The organism is Pseudomonas sp. AN-1 (assembly GCF_034057115.1).
Lineage (GTDB): Bacteria > Pseudomonadota > Gammaproteobacteria > Pseudomonadales > Pseudomonadaceae > Geopseudomonas.
The window spans coordinates 4,564,994-4,586,828 of sequence record NZ_CP139195.1; the positions used below are offsets into that span (position 1 = coordinate 4,564,994).

The 21,835-nt window shown below is 71.1% G+C and carries 20 protein-coding genes and 1 riboswitch; of the genes, 15 read left to right on the forward strand and 5 right to left on the reverse strand.

Annotation, left to right across the window (positions count from 1 at the left end; all coding sequences use genetic code 11):
* Positions 1-24: 24 nt before the first annotated feature.
* The 4 genes from SK095_RS21475 to SK095_RS21490 all read left to right on the forward strand — a co-directional run bounded on the left by SK095_RS21475 (position 25) and on the right by SK095_RS21490 (position 3,012).
* Positions 25-876: a DMT family transporter gene (locus tag SK095_RS21475; RefSeq protein ID WP_320547452.1), complete on the forward strand. Its 852-nt coding sequence runs from the start codon at positions 25-27 to the stop codon at positions 874-876.
* 49 nt (positions 877-925) lie between these two features.
* A complete protein-coding gene (locus SK095_RS21480; RefSeq protein WP_320547453.1) occupies positions 926-1,699 on the forward strand; it encodes a class I SAM-dependent methyltransferase in 774 nt (257 codons plus the stop codon).
* Positions 1,700-1,734: 35 nt separating this feature from the next.
* A complete protein-coding gene (locus SK095_RS21485) occupies positions 1,735-2,523 on the forward strand; it encodes an NYN domain-containing protein (RefSeq protein WP_320547454.1) in 789 nt (262 codons plus the stop codon).
* 159 nt (positions 2,524-2,682) lie between these two features.
* A complete protein-coding gene (locus SK095_RS21490; RefSeq protein ID WP_320547455.1) occupies positions 2,683-3,012 on the forward strand; it encodes a ComEA family DNA-binding protein in 330 nt (109 codons plus the stop codon).
* Between the two features lie 70 nt (positions 3,013-3,082).
* Here SK095_RS21490 and SK095_RS21495 read toward each other — a convergent pair whose 3' ends face one another.
* Both SK095_RS21495 and SK095_RS21500 read right to left on the reverse strand, forming a co-directional pair.
* Positions 3,083-3,532 carry a bacteriohemerythrin gene (locus tag SK095_RS21495; RefSeq protein WP_136490908.1) on the reverse strand — a complete coding sequence of 150 codons (450 nt, stop codon included), beginning with the start codon at positions 3,530-3,532 and terminating at the stop codon, positions 3,083-3,085.
* A gap of 352 nt (positions 3,533-3,884) precedes the next feature.
* Entirely contained in the window at positions 3,885-4,334 is a 450-nt protein-coding gene (locus tag SK095_RS21500) for a bacteriohemerythrin (RefSeq protein WP_136490909.1), read from the reverse strand.
* A 232-nt stretch (positions 4,335-4,566) separates the two neighbouring features.
* Positions 4,567-4,848: riboswitch (cobalamin riboswitch) on the forward strand.
* A gap of 119 nt (positions 4,849-4,967) precedes the next feature.
* Between SK095_RS21500 and btuB the strand changes: the two genes are divergently transcribed.
* The 11 genes from btuB (at position 4,968) to cobC (ending at position 15,727) form a co-directional block, all read left to right on the forward strand.
* Positions 4,968-6,821: a TonB-dependent vitamin B12 receptor gene (btuB, locus tag SK095_RS21505; RefSeq protein ID WP_320547456.1), complete on the forward strand. Its 1,854-nt coding sequence runs from the start codon at positions 4,968-4,970 to the stop codon at positions 6,819-6,821.
* A gap of 117 nt (positions 6,822-6,938) precedes the next feature.
* Complete coding sequence (locus SK095_RS21510) at positions 6,939-7,511, forward strand: hypothetical protein (RefSeq protein ID WP_320547457.1); 573 nt, start codon at positions 6,939-6,941, stop codon at positions 7,509-7,511.
* Positions 7,508-8,125 carry a cob(I)yrinic acid a,c-diamide adenosyltransferase gene (gene cobO / locus SK095_RS21515; protein ID WP_320547458.1) on the forward strand — a complete coding sequence of 206 codons (618 nt, stop codon included), beginning with the start codon at positions 7,508-7,510 and terminating at the stop codon, positions 8,123-8,125. Before SK095_RS21510 ends, cobO begins: the two co-directional genes overlap by 4 nt.
* Complete coding sequence (locus SK095_RS21520) at positions 8,125-9,417, forward strand: cobyrinate a,c-diamide synthase (RefSeq protein ID WP_320547459.1); 1,293 nt, start codon at positions 8,125-8,127, stop codon at positions 9,415-9,417. The genes cobO and SK095_RS21520 overlap by 1 nt, the downstream gene beginning before the upstream one ends.
* 46 nt (positions 9,418-9,463) lie before the next feature.
* Entirely contained in the window at positions 9,464-10,144 is a 681-nt protein-coding gene (bluB, locus tag SK095_RS21525; protein WP_320547460.1) for a 5,6-dimethylbenzimidazole synthase, read from the forward strand.
* On the forward strand, positions 10,141-11,049 hold the full coding sequence (gene cbiB, locus SK095_RS21530; RefSeq protein WP_320547461.1) for an adenosylcobinamide-phosphate synthase CbiB: 909 nt from the start codon (positions 10,141-10,143) through the stop codon (positions 11,047-11,049). Before bluB ends, cbiB begins: the two co-directional genes overlap by 4 nt.
* Complete coding sequence (gene cobD, locus SK095_RS21535) at positions 11,042-12,040, forward strand: threonine-phosphate decarboxylase CobD (protein WP_320547462.1); 999 nt, start codon at positions 11,042-11,044, stop codon at positions 12,038-12,040. The genes cbiB and cobD overlap by 8 nt, the downstream gene beginning before the upstream one ends.
* Positions 12,041-12,048: 8 nt before the next feature.
* Positions 12,049-13,512 carry a cobyric acid synthase gene (locus SK095_RS21540; protein ID WP_320548937.1) on the forward strand — a complete coding sequence of 488 codons (1,464 nt, stop codon included), beginning with the start codon at positions 12,049-12,051 and terminating at the stop codon, positions 13,510-13,512.
* A 78-nt stretch (positions 13,513-13,590) separates the two neighbouring features.
* On the forward strand, positions 13,591-14,112 hold the full coding sequence (gene cobU, locus SK095_RS21545) for a bifunctional adenosylcobinamide kinase/adenosylcobinamide-phosphate guanylyltransferase (protein ID WP_320547463.1): 522 nt from the start codon (positions 13,591-13,593) through the stop codon (positions 14,110-14,112).
* Positions 14,109-15,164, forward strand: a complete 1,056-nt coding sequence (gene cobT, locus SK095_RS21550; protein WP_320547464.1) for a nicotinate-nucleotide--dimethylbenzimidazole phosphoribosyltransferase — start codon at positions 14,109-14,111, stop codon at positions 15,162-15,164. The genes cobU and cobT overlap by 4 nt, the downstream gene beginning before the upstream one ends.
* Positions 15,161-15,727: an alpha-ribazole phosphatase family protein gene (cobC, locus tag SK095_RS21555; RefSeq protein WP_320547465.1), complete on the forward strand. Its 567-nt coding sequence runs from the start codon at positions 15,161-15,163 to the stop codon at positions 15,725-15,727. Before cobT ends, cobC begins: the two co-directional genes overlap by 4 nt.
* An 8-nt stretch (positions 15,728-15,735) precedes the next feature.
* On the opposite strand, the gene SK095_RS21560 is transcribed toward cobC, so the two are convergent.
* The 3 genes from SK095_RS21560 to uca all read right to left on the reverse strand — a co-directional run bounded on the left by SK095_RS21560 (position 15,736) and on the right by uca (position 21,624).
* The gene (locus tag SK095_RS21560; protein ID WP_320547466.1) at positions 15,736-15,954 is read right to left on the reverse strand and encodes a cysteine-rich CWC family protein; all 219 of its coding nucleotides are present in this window, start codon (positions 15,952-15,954) and stop codon (positions 15,736-15,738) included.
* A gap of 62 nt (positions 15,955-16,016) precedes the next feature.
* Positions 16,017-17,825, reverse strand: coding sequence for an allophanate hydrolase (gene atzF / locus SK095_RS21565; RefSeq protein WP_320547467.1), 1,809 nt, complete (start codon positions 17,823-17,825; stop codon positions 16,017-16,019).
* 199 nt (positions 17,826-18,024) lie between these two features.
* On the reverse strand, positions 18,025-21,624 hold the full coding sequence (gene uca / locus SK095_RS21570) for an urea carboxylase (protein WP_320547468.1): 3,600 nt from the start codon (positions 21,622-21,624) through the stop codon (positions 18,025-18,027).
* Between the last annotated feature and the right edge of the window lie 211 nt (positions 21,625-21,835).

Here is a 21,835-nt window from a genome sequence, read left to right on the forward strand (position 1 = left end):
CCACCACGGACTGGATTGTCTGCCATGCCCCTGCCGCGCCTGGCGCTGCTCGTCGCCCTGGCCATGCTGGCCTTCGCCGCCAACTCGCTGCTGTGCCGCATCGCCCTGCGCGACGGCCATATCGACGCCGCCAGCTTCACCGCCATCCGCCTCGCCTCCGGCGCCCTGGCGCTGTGGCTGATCGTGCGCCTGCGTCAGCGGGCGGCGCGCGCAGTGCTGGGCGGCAGCTGGCCGTCGGCGCTGGCGCTGTTCGCCTATGCGGCGGGCTTCTCCTGGGCCTACCTGCAGCTGTCCGCCGCCACCGGCGCGCTGCTGCTGTTCGGCGCGGTGCAGGCCAGCATGATCCTCTGGGGACTGTGGCGCGGCGAGCGGCTGACGGCGGGACAGGGCTGCGGCCTGCTGCTGGCCGGCGCCGGGCTGGCCGTGCTGCTGCTGCCCGGCGCCAGCGCGCCGGCGGCGCTGCCGGCGCTGGCCATGCTGCTGGCGGGGGTGGCCTGGGGCGTCTACTCGCTGCGCGGCCGCGGCGTCGGCGACGCCACGGGCAGCACCGCCGGCAACTTCCTGCGCTGCCTGCCGCTGGCCCTGCTGCTCGGCCTCGCCGGCCTGCCCTGGGCGCAGCTGGACGGCGCCGGGGTGCTCTACGCGCTGCTCTCCGGCGCGCTGGCCTCGGGCGTCGGCTACGCCCTGTGGTACGCGGTGCTGCCGGCGCTGCGCGCCACCCAGGCGGCCACCGTGCAGCTCAGCGTGCCGTTGATCACCGCGCTGCTCGGCGTGCTGCTGCTCGGCGAGCCCTTCGGGGCGCGCCTGCTGCTGGCCGCGGCGCTGCTGCTCGGCGGCGTGGCCTGGGTGCTGCTCGGCCGCGCGCCTGCGCGCTGAGGCGATCTTTGGCAGAATGGCGCCCCCTTTCTCCTGCCCGGTAGCCCCGATGTCCGTCAGCCCCGTCCGTGTCCGCGTCGAAGCTCTGAGTCCCGCCCATGTCGCGGCCGCCCATCAGTGGGCGACCCGTCTCGGACTGGCGGAGGAGGGCGATGCCGAATTCGCCCTGCAGCTGGGCGACGCCGGCCTGCAACTGGTCGACCTCGGTCCAGATGCGCCGGGGCCGGTGCGCGTCGACTTCGTCGAGGGCGCCAGCGCCCATCGGCGCCTGTTCGGCGGCGGCAGCGGGCAGATGATCGCCAAGGCAGTCGGCATCCAGAGCGGCGTGCGTCCGCGCATCCTCGACGCCACCGCCGGCCTGGGGCGCGACGCCTTCGTGCTGGCCAGCCTCGGCTGCGCGCTGACCCTGATCGAGCGCCAGCCGCTGGTCGCCGCGCTGCTCGAGGACGGCCTGGCGCGCGCCGCCCGCGACCCCGAGGTGGCGCCGATCGTCGCGCAGATGCAGCTGCTGACCGGCAACGCGGTGGAGCTGATGCAGGGCTGGGCCGGCGAGCCGCCGCAGGTGATCTACCTCGACCCGATGTTCCCGCACCGCGACAAGAGCGCGCTGGTGAAGAAGGAAATGCGCCTGTTCCGCCCCTTGGTCGGCGACGACCTCGACGCCCCGGCGCTGCTCGCGGCGGCGCTGGCGCTGGCCAGCCACCGGGTGGTGGTCAAGCGCCCGCGCAAGGCGCCGTGTATCGACGGCCCCAGGCCCTCCCACCAGCTGGAGGGCAAGTCCAGCCGCTACGACATCTACCCGAAGAAGGCGCTAAAGGGCTAGGCTGAGGGCATCGACCGCGGGATGAGGGCAGCCCCGTGCAGAATGTCCGCGTAGCGCTGTTCATCGATGCCGACAACTCGCCGAGCCGCAAGATCGAGGGCATCCTCGCCGAACTGGCGGTGCTCGGCGTGGTGTCCATCCGCCGCGCCTACGGCAACTGGAAGAGCCCGCGGCTGGAGTCCTGGGTGCAGGTGCTGCACGAGCACGCCATCCAGCCCATCCAGCAGTTCGACCTGGTCAAGGGCAAGAATGCCACCGACATGGCGATGGCCATCGACGCCATGGACGTGCTGCACGGCAAGCCGGTCGAGGTGTTCTGCCTGGTGTCCTCGGATTGCGACTTCACCCCGCTGGTCACCCGCCTACGCGCCGACGGCAAGCAGGTGATCGGCTTCGGCGAGCGCAAGTCGCCGGAACCCTACGTCAACGCCTGCTCGCGCTTCGTCTACCTCGACGACATGCCGGTAGAGGTGACCATCCAGCCGCTGGGCACCAGCGCCAACCCCGCCGAGGCCGAGGAGGAGGGGGTGGCCTGCGTGCCGCCGGCGGTGGCGCTGGTCAGCCGGCGCAGCGCCCCCCAGCTCAAGGGCGACAGCAAGCTGATGAACCTGCTGCGCAACGCGGTGCTGTACGCCGCCGACGACGATGGCTGGGCGCCGCTCGGCCTGGTCGGCTCGCGCATTGCCAACCAGGCCTCCTTCGAGCCGCGCAACTACGGCTATTCGCGGCTGATCGACCTGTTCGCCGCCATCGACCTGTTCGAGGTGCGCCGCGTCGGCAACCACCCGCAGGTGCGCTACCGGCGGCGTTCCCCTGCCTCCTGAACGCGCGCGGTGTGCGGCAAATGTCGACTGCGTCGCCCCGCTGCAAAAAAAGGCCCTTCATGTCGCATGGGTTATTGGCGATTGCGTTGCCATGGCCTAGTGTCGATGGGCCGCCAGGATCGCGGCGGTACCCCGTCACTGACACAAGGAGTGTCGATCATGTCGAAACTGCGTGTTTCCTCCCTGCTGTTCGCCCTGCTCACCGGATTCTCCACGCTGGCCTCGGCTGCCGAGGCACCGGCGTCTGCCGCCCCGTCGGTGGCGGTTCAGGCGACGGCCGAAGCGCCGCTGGCCAAGGTCGATCTGAACAGCGCCGACGCGGAAACCCTGGCGCGCGAGCTGAACGGCATCGGCGAGGCCAAGGCCCGCGCCATCGTCGAGTATCGCGAGGCCAACGGCGCGTTCACCTCGGTGGACGAGTTGCTGGAAGTGAAGGGCATCGGTGCGGCGACGCTGGAGAAGAATCGCGAGCGGCTGGTCGCCAACTGAGGCTATGCCTGTCTGAACGAAGGGGCCGGTCTCGCGACCGGCCCTCTTGTCTGCTGGACCTTTGTGGCGATCAGCCGAAGAACTTGCCGAGCATGCGGGCGACGAAGCCGCCTTCGATGTTGCGCTTGACGAAGGACACGTAGTGCTTGTCGTCGCGCTTGATGTGGTTGGTCAGCCACAGGCCGATGTCGGTGCGCACTTCCTTGGCCACCCGGAAGGTTTCCTCGCCCTTGCCCAGGCGCTCGTGGTAGGCGTGGGCGCGGGCCTTGAAGGCCTCGTGCACCTGGTGATGGGCCTCCAGCATCGGGTAGCCGGCCTTGGCCATCAGGCTCTCCTCGAAGGTGTTGTGGGAGATGGCATAGTCGATCAGCGACTTGATGACGTGCTCGACTTCGTCGGCGTTGCGCGTCTTGATCGCGTGGTCGATCTCCTCCAGATACTCGAAGATGCGCTTGTGCTGCTCATCGATGATATCGATGCCGGTTTCGAATTCTGCTGTCCAGGAAATGACAAAGCTCATGGCGTAGATCCCTTGTCCTGTGAACGTTTGAATCGCGCTGGCGTGGTGCCCTGCATATCTTCCGCCGGCGCTCGTCCTGCTCGCCGGTAGCCATCGGTGACAGGCGTCAGCCTGACCGGGCACGCACGTCCTCGTGGTCCGTGCGGTTGGATGGATATCAGGTGCTGGGGTTGTTGCTCGTTCCCTGAGTCAGGCCTCCCCTGGAGGTGTGGATGTGTATGGCAGGCCGGAGTTGGCTGGATGGCATGGGTGTTCGTCTCTTTTATTGTTGTTATCGGGGACTGCTACTGCCTGCGCTGCAGGTCCGGTCTGGTAGCCGGCCTGCAGGCCTGGTCGATCGCCGCCAAGGCGATCAGCCGAAGAACTTGCCGAGCATGCGCGACACGAAGCCGCCGTCCAGGCTCTTCTTGACGAAGGGCACGTAGTGCTTGTCGTCACGCTTGATGTGGTTGGTCAGCCACAGGCCGATGTCGGTGCGCACTTCGCGGGCCAGGCGGAAGTGGTCTTCGCCGTTGCTCAGGCGCTGGCCGTAGGCTTCGGCGCGGGTCTTGAAGGCTTCATGCACCTGATGGTGGGCGTCCAGCATCGGATAGCCGGCCTTTTCCATCAGGCTTTCCTCGAAGGTGTTGTGCGAGATGGCGTAGTCGAGCAGGGCCTTGATCACGTACTCGACCTCGCTGGTCGACTGGGCCTTGATGGCGTGATCGATCTCGGACAGATATTCGAAGATGCGCTTGTGCTGCTCGTCGATGATATCGATGCCCGTGGCGTACTCGGGCGACCAGGAAATGACGAATCCCATGAAGGTTATCCTTGCTGTAAACGTTTCGACTTACTTTTAGTGGTTTGTTCTGTAAGCCCCACGCGAAGGTGCGTGGGCTTTCAGTATCACGATGTCGCAGTAAAGGCCATAGTCCGCTTGTGGGCTTTGTCGCGAAGCCTCGGTTTTGTGAACTGTTTGGCAATTCCGCTTCAGGCCGGGAGAGTCGCGCGGGAGGGGCGGAAAGTTTGACGCCCGTCCGGCAAGTCTCTAACCTGCGCCACCTGCTTCAGGTGCCCCCCAGTCCAGACTCGGAGGGGTGAAACAGGGAAGCCGGTGCGTATATGTAATGATTTTTCATTGCAATTTTGATACCAAGCCGGCGCTGCCCCCGCAACGGTAGGCGAGTCGAGAAGCCACACCGGCAGATGCGCGACGCTCCAGAGGCGTCCGCCAACTGCCAGGCCACTGTGTCCAGACACGGGAAGGCGTGGATTCGGGAACCCTCGGGTTCCGCTCGCAAGCCCGGAGACCGGCCTGTCGCATCCACGGTATCGCGGAGGGCGCTACCCGTCGGGTGGGCGGCCTGCGTGTCCTGCTGTCCGTTCGTCGTCCGGTCCTCTGCATGCCTTCGCAAGCCAATCGCGCGGGTGAGCGCGATGCAGAGAGTGATCGATGAGACATGCCCTTCTGCGGCCGACAATCGTCGTGCTGTGTAGTCTTTCCTCCATTCCCGTCCTGGCGCACGAAGCGCTGTCGGTCGAGCCCCTGCTGGTGACTGCCAGCCGCACGACGCAGACGGCCAGCGACGCACTGGCCTCCGTGACGGTGATCGAGCGCACCGAAATCGAGCGCCGCCAGGCCGCCTCGCTGCCCGAGCTGCTGCGCGGCGTGCCGGGCGTGACGCTGGCCAACAACGGCGGCCCGGGCAAGAGCAGCTCGCTGTTCCTGCGCGGCACCGAGTCCGACCACGTGCTGGTGCTGATCGACGGCATCAAGGTCGGTTCGGCCACCAGCGGCAGTGCCGCCTTCCAGGATCTGCCGGTGGAGCTGATCGAGCGCATCGAGATCGTCCGAGGTCCGCGCTCCAGCCTGTACGGTTCGGAAGCCATCGGCGGGGTGATCCAGATCTTCACGCGCCGGGACGGCGGCGCCGGCCTGCGGCCGTTCCTCTCGGCGGGCACGGGCACCCACGACAGTCACAGCGGCAGCGCCGGGCTGTCCGGGCGCTCCGGTGCGAGCTGGTTCAGCCTCGGCGTCTCGTCCAGCGACACCGACGGCATCAACGTCAAGCCGCGCGGCGCCAGCGGCTACGAGGACGACAGCGACGGCTACCGCAACCTGTCCGGCTCCTTGCGCGCCGGCCACCGCTTCGCCAACGGCCTGGAACTGGACGGCAGCTTCCTGCAGGCCGAGTCGCACAACGATTTCGACAGTACCACGGGCGAGGACGCCTATACCGAGGGGGTGCAGAAGGTCGCCGGCCTGCGCGCACGCCTTGCCCCGCTCGAGTCCTGGCTGGTGACCCTGCAGGCCGGGCGCAGCGAGGACCGGTCGGACGCCTTCGAGGACGGTGGCTTCAATTCGCGTTACGACACCCGTCGCGACTCACTGTCCTGGCAGAGCGACGTGACCCTGGCCGCGGGCCATACCCTGGTGCTGGGCGTCGACCATCAGCACGACGAGATCGACAGCACCAGGCGCTACGCCGAGGACTCGCGCGACAATGACGGCTACTTCGCCCAGTACCTCGGCGGGTCGGGGCGTCACGACTGGCAGCTGGCGCTGCGCCGCGACGACAACCAGCAGTTCGGCGATCACGATACCGGCAGCGCCGCCTGGGGTTACGCCCTGGGCCCGACGCTGCGCGTCCATGCCAGCTACGGCACGGCCTTCAAGGCGCCGACCTTCAACGAGCTGTACTACCCCGGCTACGGCAACCCCGCGCTGGATGCGGAGAAATCGCGGACTGTCGAGCTGGGGCTGAACGGCAGCCCCGGCTGGGGGCACTGGACGGCCAGCGTGTACCGGACCCGTGTCGACGATCTGATCAGCAGCGTGCGCGTCAACGGTGCAAGCCTGGCGCAAGGGGTCGACGAGGCGCGCATCCGCGGCCTCGAACTGCAGGTCGGCAGCGACCTGCGCGGTTGGGAATGGACTGCCGGTTACAGCCTGATGGACGCCGAAAACCGCTCCAGGCGCTCCAGCCGCTCCGGCATTGCCTACTACGGCAAGGATCTCAGCCGGCGCCCCGGGCAGACCTTCAACCTCGACGTCGACCGCGCCTTCGGCCGTTTCAGCGTGGGCGGCACGCTCTACGCGCGGGACTCGGCCTACGACGATCTGGAAAACCAGACCGAACTGTCCGGCTACGCCAGCCTCGACCTGCGCGGCGAGTACCGCCTCGACGACGAGTGGCGCCTGCAGGCGCGGGTGAGCAACCTGCTCGACGCCGACTACCAGACCGCCGCCGGCTACAACCAGCCGGGCCAGGCGGTGTACTTCACAGTGCGCTACCAGGCGCTCTGAGACAGGGGCGCTGGCAGGGCAGAGGTTTTCCCCGCAGCTGTTGTAAACCCAGCACGGCGCCGACATTTTGCAGCGCCAGCTACACCATCCGATGCCATCTACCCGAGGAGTTCCACCATGCTCGACCTTTCCCCCCGCAGCCGCCTGGCCATCGGCATCGTCCTGGCCGCACTGCTGGCCATGACCCGCGGCCACCATTTCGGCGACCTCAACCTGCCCAGCGCCTCTTGGGCGGTGTTCTTCCTCGCCGGCGTGCTGCTGCCGGCGCGCCTGGCCTTCCCGGCGCTGTTCCTCGAGGCGGTTGCCCTCGATCTCGTCGCCGTGACCTGGGGCGGGGCGAGCAACTGGTGCGTGACCCCGGCCTACTGGCTGCTGCTGCCGGCCTACGCTGCGCTGTGGTTCGGCGGCCGGGTCTATGCCGGCTGGCACCGCGACGACCTCGCGGCGCCGCCGCGCCTGCTGTCCTGCCTGCTCGCCTCCAGCTTCGCCTGCCACCTGCTGTCCAGCGGCGGCTTCTGGTTCTTCTCCGGTCGCTACCCCGAGGCGACCCTGGCCGGCTTCCTGCCGCGCATCGCCACCTACTACCCGCAGTCGCTGCAGGCGCTGGCCCTGTACGTCGGCGCGGCCGCGCTGCTGCTGGCCGCCGCTCATGCCTGGAAGCAGGCCCGTGGCGTGGAGGCGAGCCGATGAGCACTCAGGACGAACTGGCGCGCGACGAGCGCCACAAGGCGCGCATGCAGCGCAAGAAGGCGGTGGTCGACGCCAAGATCGCCGAGGCCAGTGCCGAGCGCGGCCTGCTGCTGGTCAACACCGGCAACGGCAAGGGCAAGAGCAGCGCCGCCTTCGGCATGCTGGCGCGCACCCTCGGCCACGGCCTCAGGGCCGGCGTGGTGCAGTTCATCAAGGGCGCGGCGAGCACCGGCGAGGAAGCCTTCTTCCGCCGCTTCCCCGAGGAGGTGCGCTACTTCGTGATGGGCGAGGGCTTCACCTGGGAGACCCAGGACCGCCAGCGCGACATCGAGAAAGCCGAAGAGGCCTGGGCGGTGGCCCGCGCGTTGCTGCGGGACCCGCAGATCGCCCTGGTGGTGCTCGACGAGCTGAACATCGCCCTCAAGTACGGCTACCTGTCGCTGGAGCGCGTGCTGGCGGATATCGCCGCGCGCCCGCCGCTGCAGCACGTGGTGGTCACCGGCCGCGGTGCGCCGGCCGGGCTGATCGAGGCGGCCGACACGGTCAGCGAGATCGGCCTGGTCAAGCACGCCTTCCAGGCCGGGGTGAAGGCGCAGAAGGGAGTGGAGTTCTGATGGACGTGCGCCACTGTCCCGCGCTGCTGATCGCCGCTCCCGCCTCCGGGCAGGGCAAGACCACCGTCACTGCCGCGCTGGCCCGCCACCACGTCAACCAGGGCCGGCGCGTGCGGGTGTTCAAGTGCGGGCCGGACTTCCTCGACCCGATGATTCTCGCCCGCGCCTGCGGCGCGCCGGTGGATGCGCTGGACCTCTGGCTGGTCGGCGAGGAGGAGTGCCGGCGGCGGCTGTGGCAGGCCGCCGGCGAAGCCGACCTGCTCCTCATCGAGGGGGTGATGGGCCTGTTCGACGGCACGCCCTCGGCCGCCGACCTGGCGCGGCGCTTCGGCGTGCCGGTGCTGGCGGTGATCGACGGCTCGGCCATGGCGCAGACCTTCGCCGCCATCGCCCACGGCCTGGCCAGCTACCAGAGCGACCTGCCGTTCGCCGGCGTGCTGGCCAACCGGGTCGGCAGCGCGCGCCATGGCGAGATCCTGCGCGACTGCCTGCCGGCGCACCTGAGCTGGTTCGGCGCGCTGCCGCGCGACGCCGCCATCGAGCTGCCCAGCCGCCACCTGGGACTGGTGCAGGCCGCCGAGCTGGAGGACCTCGACGCCCGTCTGGACGCCGCCGCCGCCAGCCTAGCGGCCAGCGCTTCTCTCGAGCTGCCGGCACCGGTCGAGCTCGCCGCGCCCGAGTCGCTCGGCCACTCGCCGCTGCTGCGCGGCGTGCGCATCGGCGTGGCCCGCGACGCCGCCTTCGCCTTCGTCTACCCGGCCAACCTCGACCTGCTGCGCGCGCTGGGGGCCGAGCTGGTATTCTTCTCGCCGCTCGACGACCGGCAACTGCCGGCGGTGGACAGCCTGTACCTGCCGGGCGGCTATCCGGAGCTGTACCTGCAGCAGCTGGCCGGCAACCTGGCGATGCGCGTGGCGATCCGCGCCCACCATGCCGCCGGCAAGCCGATCCTCGCCGAATGCGGCGGCATGCTCTACCTGCTCGACGGCCTGACCGACCTGGGCGGCACCCGCGGCGAACTGCTCGGCCTGCTGCCGGGCGAGGCGCGGATGCAGCCGAAGCTGGTGACCCTGGCCATGCAGGAGGTCGAGCTGGACGGCGAGCGCCTGCGCGGGCACAGCTACCACCACTCGCGCATGGAGTGCACGCTGGAGCCCGTCGCCCACGGCGAATGCCCCAACCACCGGCGCGCCCGCGAGCCGGTGTACCGCAGTGGCCGGCTGACCGCCAGCTACATCCACTTCTACCTGCCTTCGGCACCACGCGCGGCAGCCGCGCTGCTGCGCCCGTGAACCCCCTGGAGATATTGCCGGCCCGGCGCCGGCGCCCAATCCGCCCATGACCGACCAGACCCCCCCAGCGTCCCCTGACAACCCCCACGCCTTCAGCGCGGCCGAGCGCGCCGCGGTCTATCGCGCCATCGCCGAGCGCCGCGACATGCGCCACTTCAGCGGCGGCACGGTGGCCCCCGAGCTGCTGGCGCGCCTGCTCGACGCCGCGCACCACGCGCCCAGCGTCGGCCTGATGCAGCCGTGGCGCTTCATCCGCATTACCTCGGTGGAACTGCGCAGGCAGATCCGCGCGCTGGTCGAGGCCGAGCGGCTGCGCACCGCCGAGGCCCTCGGCGAGCGCAGCGAGGAGTTCATGCGCCTCAAGGTCGAGGGCGTCGAGGACAGCGCCGAGCTGCTGGTGGCCTGCCTGATGGACGGCCGCGAGCGCTTCATCTTCGGCCGCCGCACCCTGCCGCAGATGGACCTGGCCTCGCTGTCCTGCGCGATCCAGAACCTGTGGCTGGCCGCCCGCGCCGAAGGGCTGGGCATGGGCTGGGTGTCGCTGTTCGACCCCATGGCGCTGGCCGAGCTGCTCGGCCTGCCGGAGGGCGCCGAGCCGCTGGCGCTGCTGTGCCTCGGCCCGGTCCGCGAGTTCTACCCGCGGCCGATGCTGGTGGAGGAGGGCTGGGCCGAGGAGCAGCCGCTGGCCGGGATGCTCTTCGAGAACTGCTGGGGCGTGCAGCCATGAGCCTGGGCCTGGCCCTGTGCGCCGGCGTGGCGCTGGACGTCGCCCTCGGCGAGCCGCGCCGCTGGCATCCGCTGGTGCTGTTCGGCCGCCTGGCCGAGCGTCTCGAGGCGCGCCTCAACGCCCACGGCGGCGGCTGGCGCAGCCACGGCGTCACCGCCTGGTGCCTGGCGGTGCTGCCGCTCACCCTGCTGACCTGGCTGCTGGTGCAGCTGCCGCTGCTCGGCGGGGCGCTGGAGATCCTCGCCCTGTACGCCGCGCTCGGCCTGCGCAGCCTGCACGAGCACGCCCTGCCGGTGCTCGACGCCCTGCGCCGCGGCGACCTGCCGGCGGCGCGCGCCGGCGTGGCCCGGGTGGTCAGCCGCGATACCGCCGCGCTCGATGAGCACGGCGTGGCCCGCGCCGCCACCGAGTCGGTGCTGGAGAACGGCAGCGATGCGGTGTTCGCCGCGCTGTTCTGGTTCGCCGTGGCCGGCGCGCCGGGCGTGGTGCTCTACCGCCTGGCCAACACCCTCGACGCCATGTGGGGCTACCGCACCGAGCGCTTCGAGCGCTTCGGCTGGGCGGCGGCGCGCCTCGACGATGCGCTCAACTACGTGCCGGCGCGCCTCACCGCGCTGACCTACGCGCTGCTCGGCCAGACCCGCCGCGCGCTGGCCTGCTGGCGCCGCCAGGCGCCGCAGTGGGACAGCCCCAACGCCGGCCCGGTGATGGCCGCCGGCGCCGGTGCCCTCGGCGTCGAGCTGGGCGGCGCCGCGGTCTATCACGGCGAAGTCCACCAGCGCCCGGCACTGGGCGAGGGCGCCCCGGCCGACGCCGAGAGCATCGCCGCGGCGCTCAGCCTGCTGCGCCGCGGCGTGGCGCTGTGGCTGATCATCATGGTGCTCGGAGGCTGGCTGCATGCTTGAGCACGGTGGCCGCCTGCGCGCCGCCGCGCAGCGCTACGGCATTCCCCTGGCCGACTGGCTGGATCTGTCCACCGGCATCGCCCCCGAGCCCTGGCCGCTGCCGGCCATCCCGCTCGAGGCCTGGGCACGCCTGCCGGAGGAGGACGACGGCCTGGAGGCGGCCGCCTGCGCCTGCTACGGTGCCCGCCACGCGCTGGCGCTGGCCGGCAGCCAGGCGGCGATCCAGGCCCTGCCCGAGCTGCTGCCGGCCGGCCGGGTCGGCGTGCTCGGCCTCAGCTACGCCGAGCACGCCCACGCCTGGCGCCGCGTCGGCCACCGGCTGGTGCGCCTGGACGCCGCGGCCATCGACGCCCAGCTTGACAGGCTCGATGCGCTGGTGCTGGCCAACCCCAACAACCCCACCGGCGAGCGTTTCGCCCCCGCGCAGCTGCTCGCCTGGCACGCCCGCCTGCAGGCGCGCGGCGGCCATCTGCTGGTCGACGAGGCGTTCATCGACTGCACGCCGGAGCTCAGCGTGGCCGCCTTCAGCGACCGCCCCGGGCTGATCGTGCTGCGCTCGTTCGGCAAGTTCTTCGGCCTGGCCGGCGTGCGCCTGGGCTTCGTGCTGGCCGAGCCCGGCCTGCTGGCCAGCCTGCGCGAGCGCCTGGGGCCCTGGGCAGTCAGCGGGCCGGCGCGGGCCCTCGGGCTGCAGGCGCTGGATGGCGCCAACGCCGGAGCCCGCCGGCGCCGTGCCGCCGAACTGCAGCGCCAGGGCGCGGCGCTGGCCGAACTGCTCAGCGCGCATGACCTGCACCCGGCTGGCGGCTGCGCACTGTTCCAGTGGCTGCCGCGCATCGACGCCGCCGCACTGCACGACTTCCTCGCCCGCCGCGGCATCCTCGTGCGTCTGTTCAGCGAGCCGGCCAGCCTGCGCTTCGGCCTGCCCGCCAGCGAGGCCGGCTGGCAACGGCTGGCCCGCGCGCTGGTCGATTACCCGAAGGAAACGACATGACCACCCCGATGGCGCAGGGCGCGACCCTGATGGTGCAGGGCACCACCTCCGACGCCGGCAAGAGCACCCTGGTGACCGCGCTGTGCCGCTGGCTGGCGCGCCAGGGCGTGGCGGTGGTGCCGTTCAAGCCGCAGAACATGGCGCTGAACTCGGCGGTCACCGCCGACGGCGGCGAGATCGGCCGCGCCCAGGCGGTGCAAGCCCAGGCCGCCAAGCTGGCACCGCACACCGACATGAACCCGGTACTGCTCAAGCCCAATAGCGACATCGGCGCCCAGGTGATCATCCACGGCCGCGCCGTCACCAGCATGGACGCCGCCGCCTACCACCACTACAAGCGCGTGGCCATGCAGGCGGTGCTCGACTCGCACCGGCGCCTCGGCGCGCAGTACGCGGTGGTGATGGTCGAGGGCGCCGGCTCGCCGGCGGAGATCAACCTGCGCGCCGGCGACATCGCCAACATGGGCTTCGCCGAGGCGGTGGACTGCCCGGTGATCATCATCGCCGACATCGACAAGGGCGGCGTGTTCGCCCATCTGGTCGGCACTCTCGAACTGCTCAGCCCATCCGAGCAGGCGCGCGTGCAGGGCTTCGTGATCAACCGCTTTCGCGGCGACCTGGCCCTGCTGCAGCCCGGCCTCGACTGGCTGGAGCAGCGCACCGGCAAGCCGGTGCTCGGCGTGCTGCCCTACCTGCACGACCTGCACCTGGAGGCCGAGGACGCCATCGACGTGCGTCAGGCCGCAAAGGCCGAAGAGCGCCTGAAGGTGGTGGTGCCGGTGCTGCCGCGGATCAGCAACCACACCGACTTCGACCCGCTGCGCCTGCACCCGCAGGTGGAGCTGAGCTTCGTCGGCCCCGGCCAGGCCATCCCGCCGGCCGACCTGATCATCCTGCCCGGCTCGAAGAGCGTGCGCGCCGATCTCGCCCACCTGCGCGCGCAGGGCTGGGAGGACGCCATCCGGCGCCACTTGCGCTACGGCGGCAAGGTCCTCGGCATCTGCGGCGGGCTGCAGATGCTCGGCGGCGAGATCGCCGATCCGCTCGGCCTGGAGGGCGCGCCGGGGAGCAGCCGCGGCCTCGGCCTGCTGGACATCGACACCGTGCTGGAGGCCGAGAAGCAGCTGCGCAACGTGCGCGGCTGGCTGGCGCTGGAGGATGCCGCGGTCCGCGGCTACGAGATCCACGCCGGCGTCAGCCGCGGCGCCGGGCTGGAAAACCCGGTCGTGCGCCTCGACGACGGCCGCGGCGATGGTGCGCTGAGCGTCGACGGCCAGGTGCTCGGCACCTACCTGCACGGCCTGTTCGAGTCGCCGGCGGCGTGCAGCGCGCTGCTGCGCTGGGCCGGTCTGCGCGAGGTGGAGACGCCCGACTACCATGCCCTGCGCGAGCGCGACATCGAGCGCCTGGCCGACCTGGTCGAGATGCATCTGGACACCGCGCGGCTGCGCCAGCTGTGCGGATTGACGTAGGGTGCGCCGTGCGCACCGCCATGAATACACCTTGGTGCGCACGGCGCACCCTACCCTTAACCCACCGAGAGACCCTCGATGCTTGAACTGATCCTCGGCGGCGCCCGCTCCGGCAAGAGCCGCCTGGCCGAGCGCCTGGCCATCGAGTCCGGCCTGGCGGTCACCTACCTCGCCACCGCCCAGCCCGGCGACGGCGAGATGGCCGCACGCATCGCCCACCACCGGGCGCGCCGTCCGGCCGGCTGGGCGCTGGTGGAGGAGCCGGTCCAGCTGATGCAGGCGCTGCGCGACCACGCGGCGGAAAACCGCTGTCTGCTGGTCGACTGCCTGACCCTGTGGCTGACCAATCTGCTATTGCTTGATGACAGTTCCGCTCTGGCTCGCGAGCGCGACGCATTGCTCGACGGCATCGCCGGGCTGCCCGGGCGCATCGTCCTGGTCAGCAACGAGACCGGTCTCGGCGTGGTGCCGCTCGGCGAGCTGACCCGCCGCTACGTCGACGAGGCCGGCTGGCTGCACCAGGCCCTGGCCGAGCGCGCGCAGCGCGTGACCTTCTGTGTGGCAGGGCTGCCCATGATCCTCAAAGGGGATGCGCCATGAACGAACCCTGGTGGCAGGCACCCTGCCAGCCCATCGACCATGTGGCCCGGCAGAAGGCCGAGCAGCGTCAGGCGCGGCTGACCAAGCCGGCCGGCGCCCTCGGTCGCCTCGAGCAGCTGGCCATCGAGCTGGCCGCGCTGCAGGGCCGCGAGTGCCCGCACCTCGAACAGCCGTGGATCGCGGTGTTCGCCGGCGACCACGGGGTGGTCGAGGAGGGGGTGTCCGCCTACCCGCAAGCGGTGACCCGGCAGATGCTGCACAACTTCGTCGCCGGCGGCGCGGCGATCAGCGTGCTGGCCCACCAGCTGCACGCGCGTCTGGAGGTGATCGACCTCGGCACCGCCGGCGGCGGCGAGCTGCTGGGCGGCGTGCACAGCTACGCCCTCGGCCCCGGCACCGCCAACTTCGCCCACGGCCCGGCGATGACCATGGAGCAGTGCCTGGCGGCGCTGGCCGCCGGGCGCGCCAGCGTCGAGCGCGCGCGCCAGGTGCATGCCGGGCTGTACATCGGCGGCGAGATGGGCATCGGCAACACCACCGCGGCGGCGGCGCTCGGCTGCGCGCTGCTCGACCTGCCGGCGCTGGCGCTGACCGGCGCCGGCACCGGCCTCGACGAGGCCGGCGTGGCGCGCAAGCAGCGGGTGATCGACAGCGCCCTGCTGCTGCATCAGCGCGACTGCGCCGAGCCGTTCGAGGCGCTGCGCCGCCTCGGCGGCTTCGAGATCGCCGCGCTGGCCGGCGCCTTCGTCGCCTGCGGCCAGTACGGCCTGCCGGTGCTGGTCGACGGCTTCATCACCACGGTCGCCGCGCTGTGCGCGGTGCGCCTCAATCCCGCCTGCCGGCCCTGGCTGCTGTTCGGCCACCGCAGCGCCGAACCGGGGCACAGCCACGTGCTGCAGGCGCTCAAGGCCGAACCGCTGCTCGATCTCGGCCTGCGCCTGGGCGAGGGCAGCGGCGCGGCGCTGGCAGTGCCGCTGCTGCGCCTGGCCTGCAGCCTGCACGGCGGCATGGCGACCTTCGCCGAGGCCCAGGTCAGCGACCGCGCGCCATGATCCTCGACCTGCTGCGCCACGGAGAGACCGAGCAGGGCGGCGGCCTGCGCGGGCGCATCGACGATGCCCTGACCGCGCGCGGCTGGACGCAGATGCGCGACGCGGTCGAAGGCGCTACGCCCTGGCAGGCGGTGGTCAGCTCGCCGCTGCAGCGCTGCGCCACCTTCGCCGCCGAGCTGGCCGCGCGCCACGGCCTGCCGCTGCAGCTGGAGAGCGGCCTGCGCGAACTGGACTTCGGCGCCTGGGACGGGCGCAGCGCCGCCGAGCTGATGGCGAGCGACGCCGAGGGGCTGGGGCGCTTCTGGGCCGATCCCTACGCCTTCACCCCGCCGGACGGCGAGCCGCTGTTCGACTTCGAGGCGCGGGTGCTCGACGCGGTCGAACGCCTGCATGAGCGTTTTGCCAGCCGCCACCTGCTGCTGGTCACCCACGGCGGGGTGATGCGCCTGCTGCTGGCCCGCGCCCGCGGCTTGCCGCGTCGCGACCTGCTGCAGGTGGAGGTGGGCCACGGCGCCCTGCAGCGCCTGCGGGTCGGCGCGGGGCTGGTGCTGGTCGAGGACTGAGCCCCGCGTCAGCCGTCCCGGTCGCTCGTGGCGCGGGTGGCGCCGCGCGCGCAGTCCGCGCACAGGCAGCTACGCCCGCGTGCTGCTTGTGGAATGCGCTGCAGCGCCTCGGCGGCGATCTCGGCGGAGAAGCACCAGCACGGCTGGTCGCGGCTGACCGGATCGGCCTGGCCGCAGCGGTTGGGGCGACCGCACAGCGGGCAATGCAGAGGGTCGGAGTCGGTCATGGCGGGCAGCTATGCGGAGATGGCCGGCCAGCATGCGGTGCTGGTCCGGCCCTGGCAAGCCTTCAGCCGCGGGTCTGCAACCACGCCTTCCAGCCGCCGAAATGGCTGATGTCCTCGGCGCCGGCCAGGCCCCAGCCATCGCAGATGAAGCCGGTCTCCCAGCGCCCGTCCGCCAGCTCGACCTTGCCCAGGCCCAGCGGCGCCGGGATGCCGGTGAGGAAGGAGCCCAGCTCCGCGCTCGGCAGTTCCCAGACCTCCACCGCGATGGCCGCGCCGCCTTCGGCAACGCGCAGCATGCCCGGGCGCAGCGGCGGGCCGCCGGCCAGCGCATACAGTCTGTAAGCCGGCGCGCTGCGGGTGGCCTCGACCAGCCGGCCGCCACGTTGCACCAGTTGCCAGTTGAGCGGCAGGCCGGCCAGGTGCGCGCCGCACACCACCACGCGGGCCAGATCGTTGCGCGCGGTGCTGGCCGGCGCCGGCAGGTCGATGGCCCGGCCGCCTGCCAGCGGCAGGGCGTGTTGGCGCTGCACGGCGTCGGCCATGCCGAGCAGGTACTGGTCGGTGAAGGCGCGGCCGAACAGGGTCACGCCCCACGGCAGGCCGTTGCTCATCACCCCGCTCGGCACCGCCACCGCGGCGTAGTCCAGCAGGTTCATGAAGTTGGTGTACCAGCCCAGCTCGGAGTTGCGTAGCACCGGCTCGGCGTGCAGCTCGGCGAGGGTCACCGGGCGGCCGATGGTCGGGGTGAGCACGCAGTCCAGCCCGGCCAGGATGCGGTCGCACTGCGCCTTGAGCGCCTGCAGGAGGTACTGGGCGCGGAACGCCTCGACCGCCGTGGCGCTCGGCGCTTGGGCCAGCACCGCGCGGATCACCGGCAGCACCGCCTCGGGATTCGTTTCCAGCAGCTCGCTGGCCACGCTGTAGCGCTCGGCCACCCACGGCCCCTCGTAGAGCAGCCGCGCGGCTTCGAGGAAGGGCGAGAAGTCGATCTCCACCGCCTCGCCGCCGAGGGCTTCGAGCTGGCGCACGGCGCTGGCGAACTGCAGCGGGCCTTCGCTGCAGCCGAAGAACTGCAGGTCCTGCGCGCGCGGCACGCCGAAGCGGAACGGGCGCGGCGTGCCGAAGGCCGAGGCGTCGTTCCACAGCGGGTTGGCGCGGCTGTATTCGTCGCGCGGGTCGAGTTTCGCGGTCAGCGCCAGCAACCGGCTGGCTTCGCGGGCGGTGGCGGTGAAGAAGGTGACGCAGTCCAGCGTGCGGCAGGCCGGCGCCACCCCGGCGGTGGAGATCAACCCCTTGGTCGCCTTGAGGCCGACCAGGTTGTTCAGCGCCGCCGGCACCCGGCCACTGCCTGCGGTATCGGTGCCGAGGGCGAAGCTGGCCACGCCGAGGGCCACGGCCAGCGAGGAGCCCGAGCTGGAGCCGCCGGCCGGGTAGTCCGGATGCACGCTGTTGCGGCATTCGCCGTACGGCGAGCGGGTGCCGTTGAGGCCGGTGGCGAACTGGTCGAGGTTGGTCTTGCCCAGCGGCACGGCGCCGAGGGCGATCAGCTGCGTGACTATGGTGGCGCTGCTTTCCGGCACATAGGCGAAGGCCGGGCAGGCGGCGGTGGTCGGCACGCCGGCCAGGTCGATATTGTCCTTGATGGCGAAGGGCACGCCGTACAGCGGCAGCTCGCCCGGCGCCTTGCCGTCGAGGGCGGCCAGATAGGGCTCCAGTTCCTCGGGCGTCAGCAGGTGGATGAACAGCTTGAATTCCGGGTTGAGCGCCGCGGCCTTGGCGCGCAGCGCTTCGATCAGCTGGCGCGGGGTAGTGCGGCCATCGAGATAGGCGGCGCACAGGGCGTCGAGGCGCAGGTCGAATTCGTGGGGCATGGTCGGGTTCCTTGTTGGCCTGGGCGAGGCATGGGGCGCCTGCCGGCGTAGGGTGGAAAACGGCGCAGCCTTTTCCACCGGGAATGTTTCCGATGGCTCCCACGCTCCGGCGTGGGGGCCCGCTTCTGGACGCTGGAGCGTCCGGGCTGCGTTCCCACGCGGACGGTTCGACGCCTCGACGTGGGAACGATCAGCGGGGTCAGGCCTCCTCGAGCACCACCACCCGCTGGCCGGCGCGCACCGGCGAGCCGGGCTGCACGCGCACCTCGCGGACCACGCCGCCGACCGGCGCGGTGAGGGGGATCTCCATCTTCATCGACTCGAGGATCACCAGCACGTCGCCGGCCGCGACCGTTTCGCCCTCGCTCACCTGCACCTGCCAGAGGTTGCCGGCGATGTGGCTGTCGATGCCGTGCTGGCCGGCGCCAAGGGGCGAGTCCTCGCCGAGGTCGGGGCCGACTTCCTCCACCTCGAAGTGCGCCTGGCCGGAGTCGATCCAGCGCTGGCGCTCGGCGGCGAAGGCGCCGCGCTGCTGGGCGCGGAACGCGGCGATGCCCTCGGCCTCGTCCTGGAGGAACTGCTGGTAGTCGGCCAGGGCCAGTTCGCTGTTCTCGATGCGCAGCTCGTAGCGGCCGAGCGGGAAGTCGCGACGGATCTGCAGCAGCTCCTCGGCGGACACAGGGTAGAAGCGGATCTGGTCGAAGAAGCGCAGCAGCCAGGGCTTGCCGCGGAAGGCCGCGACCTCGCGGTAGCGGTTCCACATCTGCAGGGTGCGGCCGACGAACTGGTAGCCGCCGGGGCCCTCCATGCCGTACACGCACATGTAGGCGCCGCCGATACCCACCGAGTTCTCCGCGGTCCAGGTGCGTGCCGGGTTGTACTTGGTGGTGACCAGGCGGTGGCGCGGGTCGAGCGGGGTGGCCACCGGCGCGCCGAGGTACACGTCGCCGAGGCCCATCACCAGGTAGCTGGCGTCGAACACGGTCCTGTAGACCTCGTCGAGATTCGGCAGGTCGTTGATCCTACGAATGAACTCCAGGTTGCTCGGGCACCAGGGCGCGTCCTTGCGCACCGTGGTCATGTACTTGTCGATGGCCAGCTGGCAGGCCGGGTCGTCCCAGGACAGCGGCAGGTGGACGATGCGCGACGGCACCCGGAGATCCTGCGCGGCGCACACCGCGTCCCACAGCCCGGCGACCGTTTCCAGCAGGCTGGCCAGCGGCAGGGTTTCCGGCTGGTAGTGGACCTGCAGCGAGCGGATGCCCGGCGTCAGGTCGATCACCCCGGCGAGCGCCTCGGCTTCCAGCGCCTGCATCAGCGCATGGCCGCGAAAGCGCAGCACCAGGTCCAGCTCCGGCTGGCCGATCTCCAGCAGCAGATGGGTGTCGCCGGACAGGCGGGCGACCAGGCGGGTGTCGTCCTCACCGATATCCAGGACGATGGGCGACTGCGGCGCGATTGCCTGCCACTCGACCGCCGCCGGCGCGAGATCCACGCACTCTTCACGGCGCGCCCGGGCCAGTTCGCGCGCGCTGTCGAGGCTCACCGGCACGAAACGCACCCGGTCACCGGCCTTGAGCTGGCCGAGCTGCCAGAGGTCGGCCTCGATCACCGTCACCGGGCAGACGAAGCCGCCCAGGCTCGGGCCGTCCGGGCCGAGGATCACCGGCATGTCGCCGGTAAAGTCCACGGCACCAATCGCATACGGGTTGTCGTGGATGTTCGACGGGTGCAGGCCGGCCTCGCCGCCGCTGTCGCGCACCCACTCGGGTTTCGGGCCGATCAGGCGCACGCCGGTGCGGCTGGAGTTGAAGTGCACCTCCCAGTCGCTGGCGAGGAAGGTGTCGATGTAGGCCGGGGTGAAGTATTCCGGCGCGCCGTGCGGGCCGTAGATCACCCGGATTTCGCGCACCGCCGGCAGCGGCGTGCACAGTTCTGCCGGCAGCGCGGCGCCGGCACTGGCGTCGGCCAGCGGCGCCAGGTGCAGCACGTCGCCGGCGCGCAGGGCGCGGCCGCCGTGACCGCCGAACTGGCCGAGGGTGAAGGTGCTCTTGCTGCCCAGATAGTCCGGCAGCTGCAGGCCGCCGCGCACGGTCAGATAAGAGCGTGCGCCGGCGCCGGCGATGGTGCCGAGGGCGAGGGTACCGCCGGCTGGGACGAACAGTGCGGTGTGCATGGGCTGCGCCACGCCGTCGAGGGCGACGGGAATGGCCGAGCCGGTCACCGCCACCACCGCATCGGTGTTGAAGCGCAGCAGCGGGCCGCTCATGGTGATTTCCAGGCCGGCGGCGCCTTCCGGGTTGCCGAGCAGGCGGTTGCCCAGGCGCAGGGCGCGGTCGTCCATCGGCCCCGACGGCGGCACGCCGACCGCCCAGTAACCGAGGCGGCCGGGCCAGTCCTGCACCGTGGTCTGGGTGCCGGCGGAAAGCACCTCGAAGGTGCTGGCGCGGTAGGCGAGGCCTTCCAGGCAGCGGGTCCAGGGCGAGCCGCTGGCGAACGGGGCATCCTGGATGATCTGGCGCAGGTAGTCGCGGTTGGTTTCCACGCCGTACAGCAGCGAGTCGGCCAGCGCGCGGTCCAGCGCCGCGCTGGCTTCAGTGCGGCTCGGCGCCCAGGCGATCAGCTTGGCGATCATCGGGTCGAAGTAGGGCGGGATCTCGCAGCCGGCCTCGACCCAGGTGTCGATGCGCAGGCGCTGGCCGTCGGCCACCGGGAACTCGACCGCGGTGAGCAGGCCGGGGCTGGGCTGGAAGTCGCGGCCCGGGTCCTCGGCGTACAGGCGCGCCTGGATGGCGTGGCCGCTGGGCGTGAGGCCCTTGGCCAGCTCGCTGAGCGGTGGCAGGTCGCCGGCGGCCAGCTCGATCATCCAGCGCACCAGGTCGACGCCCCACACCTGCTCGGTGACGCCGTGCTCGACCTGCAGGCGGGTGTTCACTTCGAGGAAGTAGAAGCGTGCGGCCTCGCTGTCGTAGACGAACTCCACGGTGCCGGCGCTGCGGTAATTGACCGCCCTGGCCAGCTTGATCGCCGCGGCGCACAGTTCCTCGGCCATGCCGGCCGGCAGGTTGGGCGCCGGGGTTTCCTCCAGCACCTTCTGGTTGCGCCGCTGCACCGAGCAGTCGCGCACGCCGAGGGCCAGAACCTCGCCCTGGCCGTCGCCGAATACCTGCACTTCCAGGTGGCGGGCGCGCTCGATGTACTTCTCGATGAACACGCCCGAGTCGCTGAAGTTGTTCTGCCCCAGGCGCTTGACCGCCTCGAAGGCTTCGGACAACTCCATGGCGCTGCGACATACGCGCATGCCGATGCCGCCGCCGCCGGCGGTGCTCTTCAGCATCACCGGGTAGCCGACCTGCTCGCCGGCCTTCAGCGCAGCATCGAGGCTGTCCAGCAGTTCGGTGCCTTCCAGCAGCGGCACGTCGTGCTGTTTTGCGAGAGCCCTTGCGGTGTGCTTGAGGCCGAACACGCGCAGCTGCTCCGGCGTCGGGCCGACGAAGGCGATGCCGGCGGCCTCGCAGGCTTCGGCGAAGGCGGCGTTCTCGGAGAGGAAGCCGTAGCCGGGGTGGATGGCTTGGGCGCCGCTCTGTTTGGCCGCGGCGAGGATCTTCTCCACCACCAGGTAGGTGGCGGAGGCCGGGCCTTCGCCCAGCGAGAAGGCCTCGTCGGCCTGCTGGATATGCAGGCTGGCGGCGTCGGCTTCGGAGTAGACGGCCACGCCCTCGACGTTCAGGGCGCGCAGGGTACGCAGGATGCGGCAGGCGATGGCGCCGCGGTTGGCGATCAGGAGTTTGGCGAACATGGAGGAAGCCCCATGCAGTGGCGGGTCGTCCCGCCGGAAATCTTCTGCACCACGGTCGTCCGTGGTTGGAGGCTCGATGCGAGCGGATTCAGGAGCGTGCTGGCCGAGGCGAGCACGGTGCAATCAACACAGCAAATTGCGGGCCAGCCCGTTTAGCGGCCTGTGACGGCCATTTTCGGGGGCTGCCTGCCCTGCGACTGTGCGTGGCTGG

Bases quoted from the DNA above. Each gene is read 5' to 3' on its own strand.
- SK095_RS21520 (WP_320547459.1), top strand. From the start codon at position 8,125: ATGGACGTGCGCCACTGTCCCGCGCTGCTGATCGCCGCTCCCGCCTCC.
- cbiB (WP_320547461.1), top strand. From the start codon at position 10,141: ATGAGCCTGGGCCTGGCCCTGTGCGCCGGCGTGGCGCTGGACGTCGCC.
- cobO (WP_320547458.1), top strand. From the start codon at position 7,508: ATGAGCACTCAGGACGAACTGGCGCGCGACGAGCGCCACAAGGCGCGC.
- SK095_RS21560 (WP_320547466.1), bottom strand. From the start codon at position 15,954: ATGACCGACTCCGACCCTCTGCATTGCCCGCTGTGCGGTCGCCCCAAC.
- btuB (WP_320547456.1), top strand. From the start codon at position 4,968: ATGAGACATGCCCTTCTGCGGCCGACAATCGTCGTGCTGTGTAGTCTT.
- cobC (WP_320547465.1), top strand. From the start codon at position 15,161: ATGATCCTCGACCTGCTGCGCCACGGAGAGACCGAGCAGGGCGGCGGC.
- SK095_RS21500 (WP_136490909.1), bottom strand. From the start codon at position 4,334: ATGGGATTCGTCATTTCCTGGTCGCCCGAGTACGCCACGGGCATCGAT.
- bluB (WP_320547460.1), top strand. From the start codon at position 9,464: ATGACCGACCAGACCCCCCCAGCGTCCCCTGACAACCCCCACGCCTTC.
- SK095_RS21490 (WP_320547455.1), top strand. From the start codon at position 2,683: ATGTCGAAACTGCGTGTTTCCTCCCTGCTGTTCGCCCTGCTCACCGGA.
- SK095_RS21495 (WP_136490908.1), bottom strand. From the start codon at position 3,532: ATGAGCTTTGTCATTTCCTGGACAGCAGAATTCGAAACCGGCATCGAT.
- uca (WP_320547468.1), bottom strand. From the start codon at position 21,624: ATGTTCGCCAAACTCCTGATCGCCAACCGCGGCGCCATCGCCTGCCGC.
- SK095_RS21475 (WP_320547452.1), top strand. From the start codon at position 25: ATGCCCCTGCCGCGCCTGGCGCTGCTCGTCGCCCTGGCCATGCTGGCC.
- cobT (WP_320547464.1), top strand. From the start codon at position 14,109: ATGAACGAACCCTGGTGGCAGGCACCCTGCCAGCCCATCGACCATGTG.
- atzF (WP_320547467.1), bottom strand. From the start codon at position 17,825: ATGCCCCACGAATTCGACCTGCGCCTCGACGCCCTGTGCGCCGCCTAT.
- cobU (WP_320547463.1), top strand. From the start codon at position 13,591: ATGCTTGAACTGATCCTCGGCGGCGCCCGCTCCGGCAAGAGCCGCCTG.
- cobD (WP_320547462.1), top strand. From the start codon at position 11,042: ATGCTTGAGCACGGTGGCCGCCTGCGCGCCGCCGCGCAGCGCTACGGC.
- SK095_RS21540 (WP_320548937.1), top strand. From the start codon at position 12,049: ATGGCGCAGGGCGCGACCCTGATGGTGCAGGGCACCACCTCCGACGCC.
- SK095_RS21480 (WP_320547453.1), top strand. From the start codon at position 926: ATGTCCGTCAGCCCCGTCCGTGTCCGCGTCGAAGCTCTGAGTCCCGCC.
- SK095_RS21510 (WP_320547457.1), top strand. From the start codon at position 6,939: ATGCTCGACCTTTCCCCCCGCAGCCGCCTGGCCATCGGCATCGTCCTG.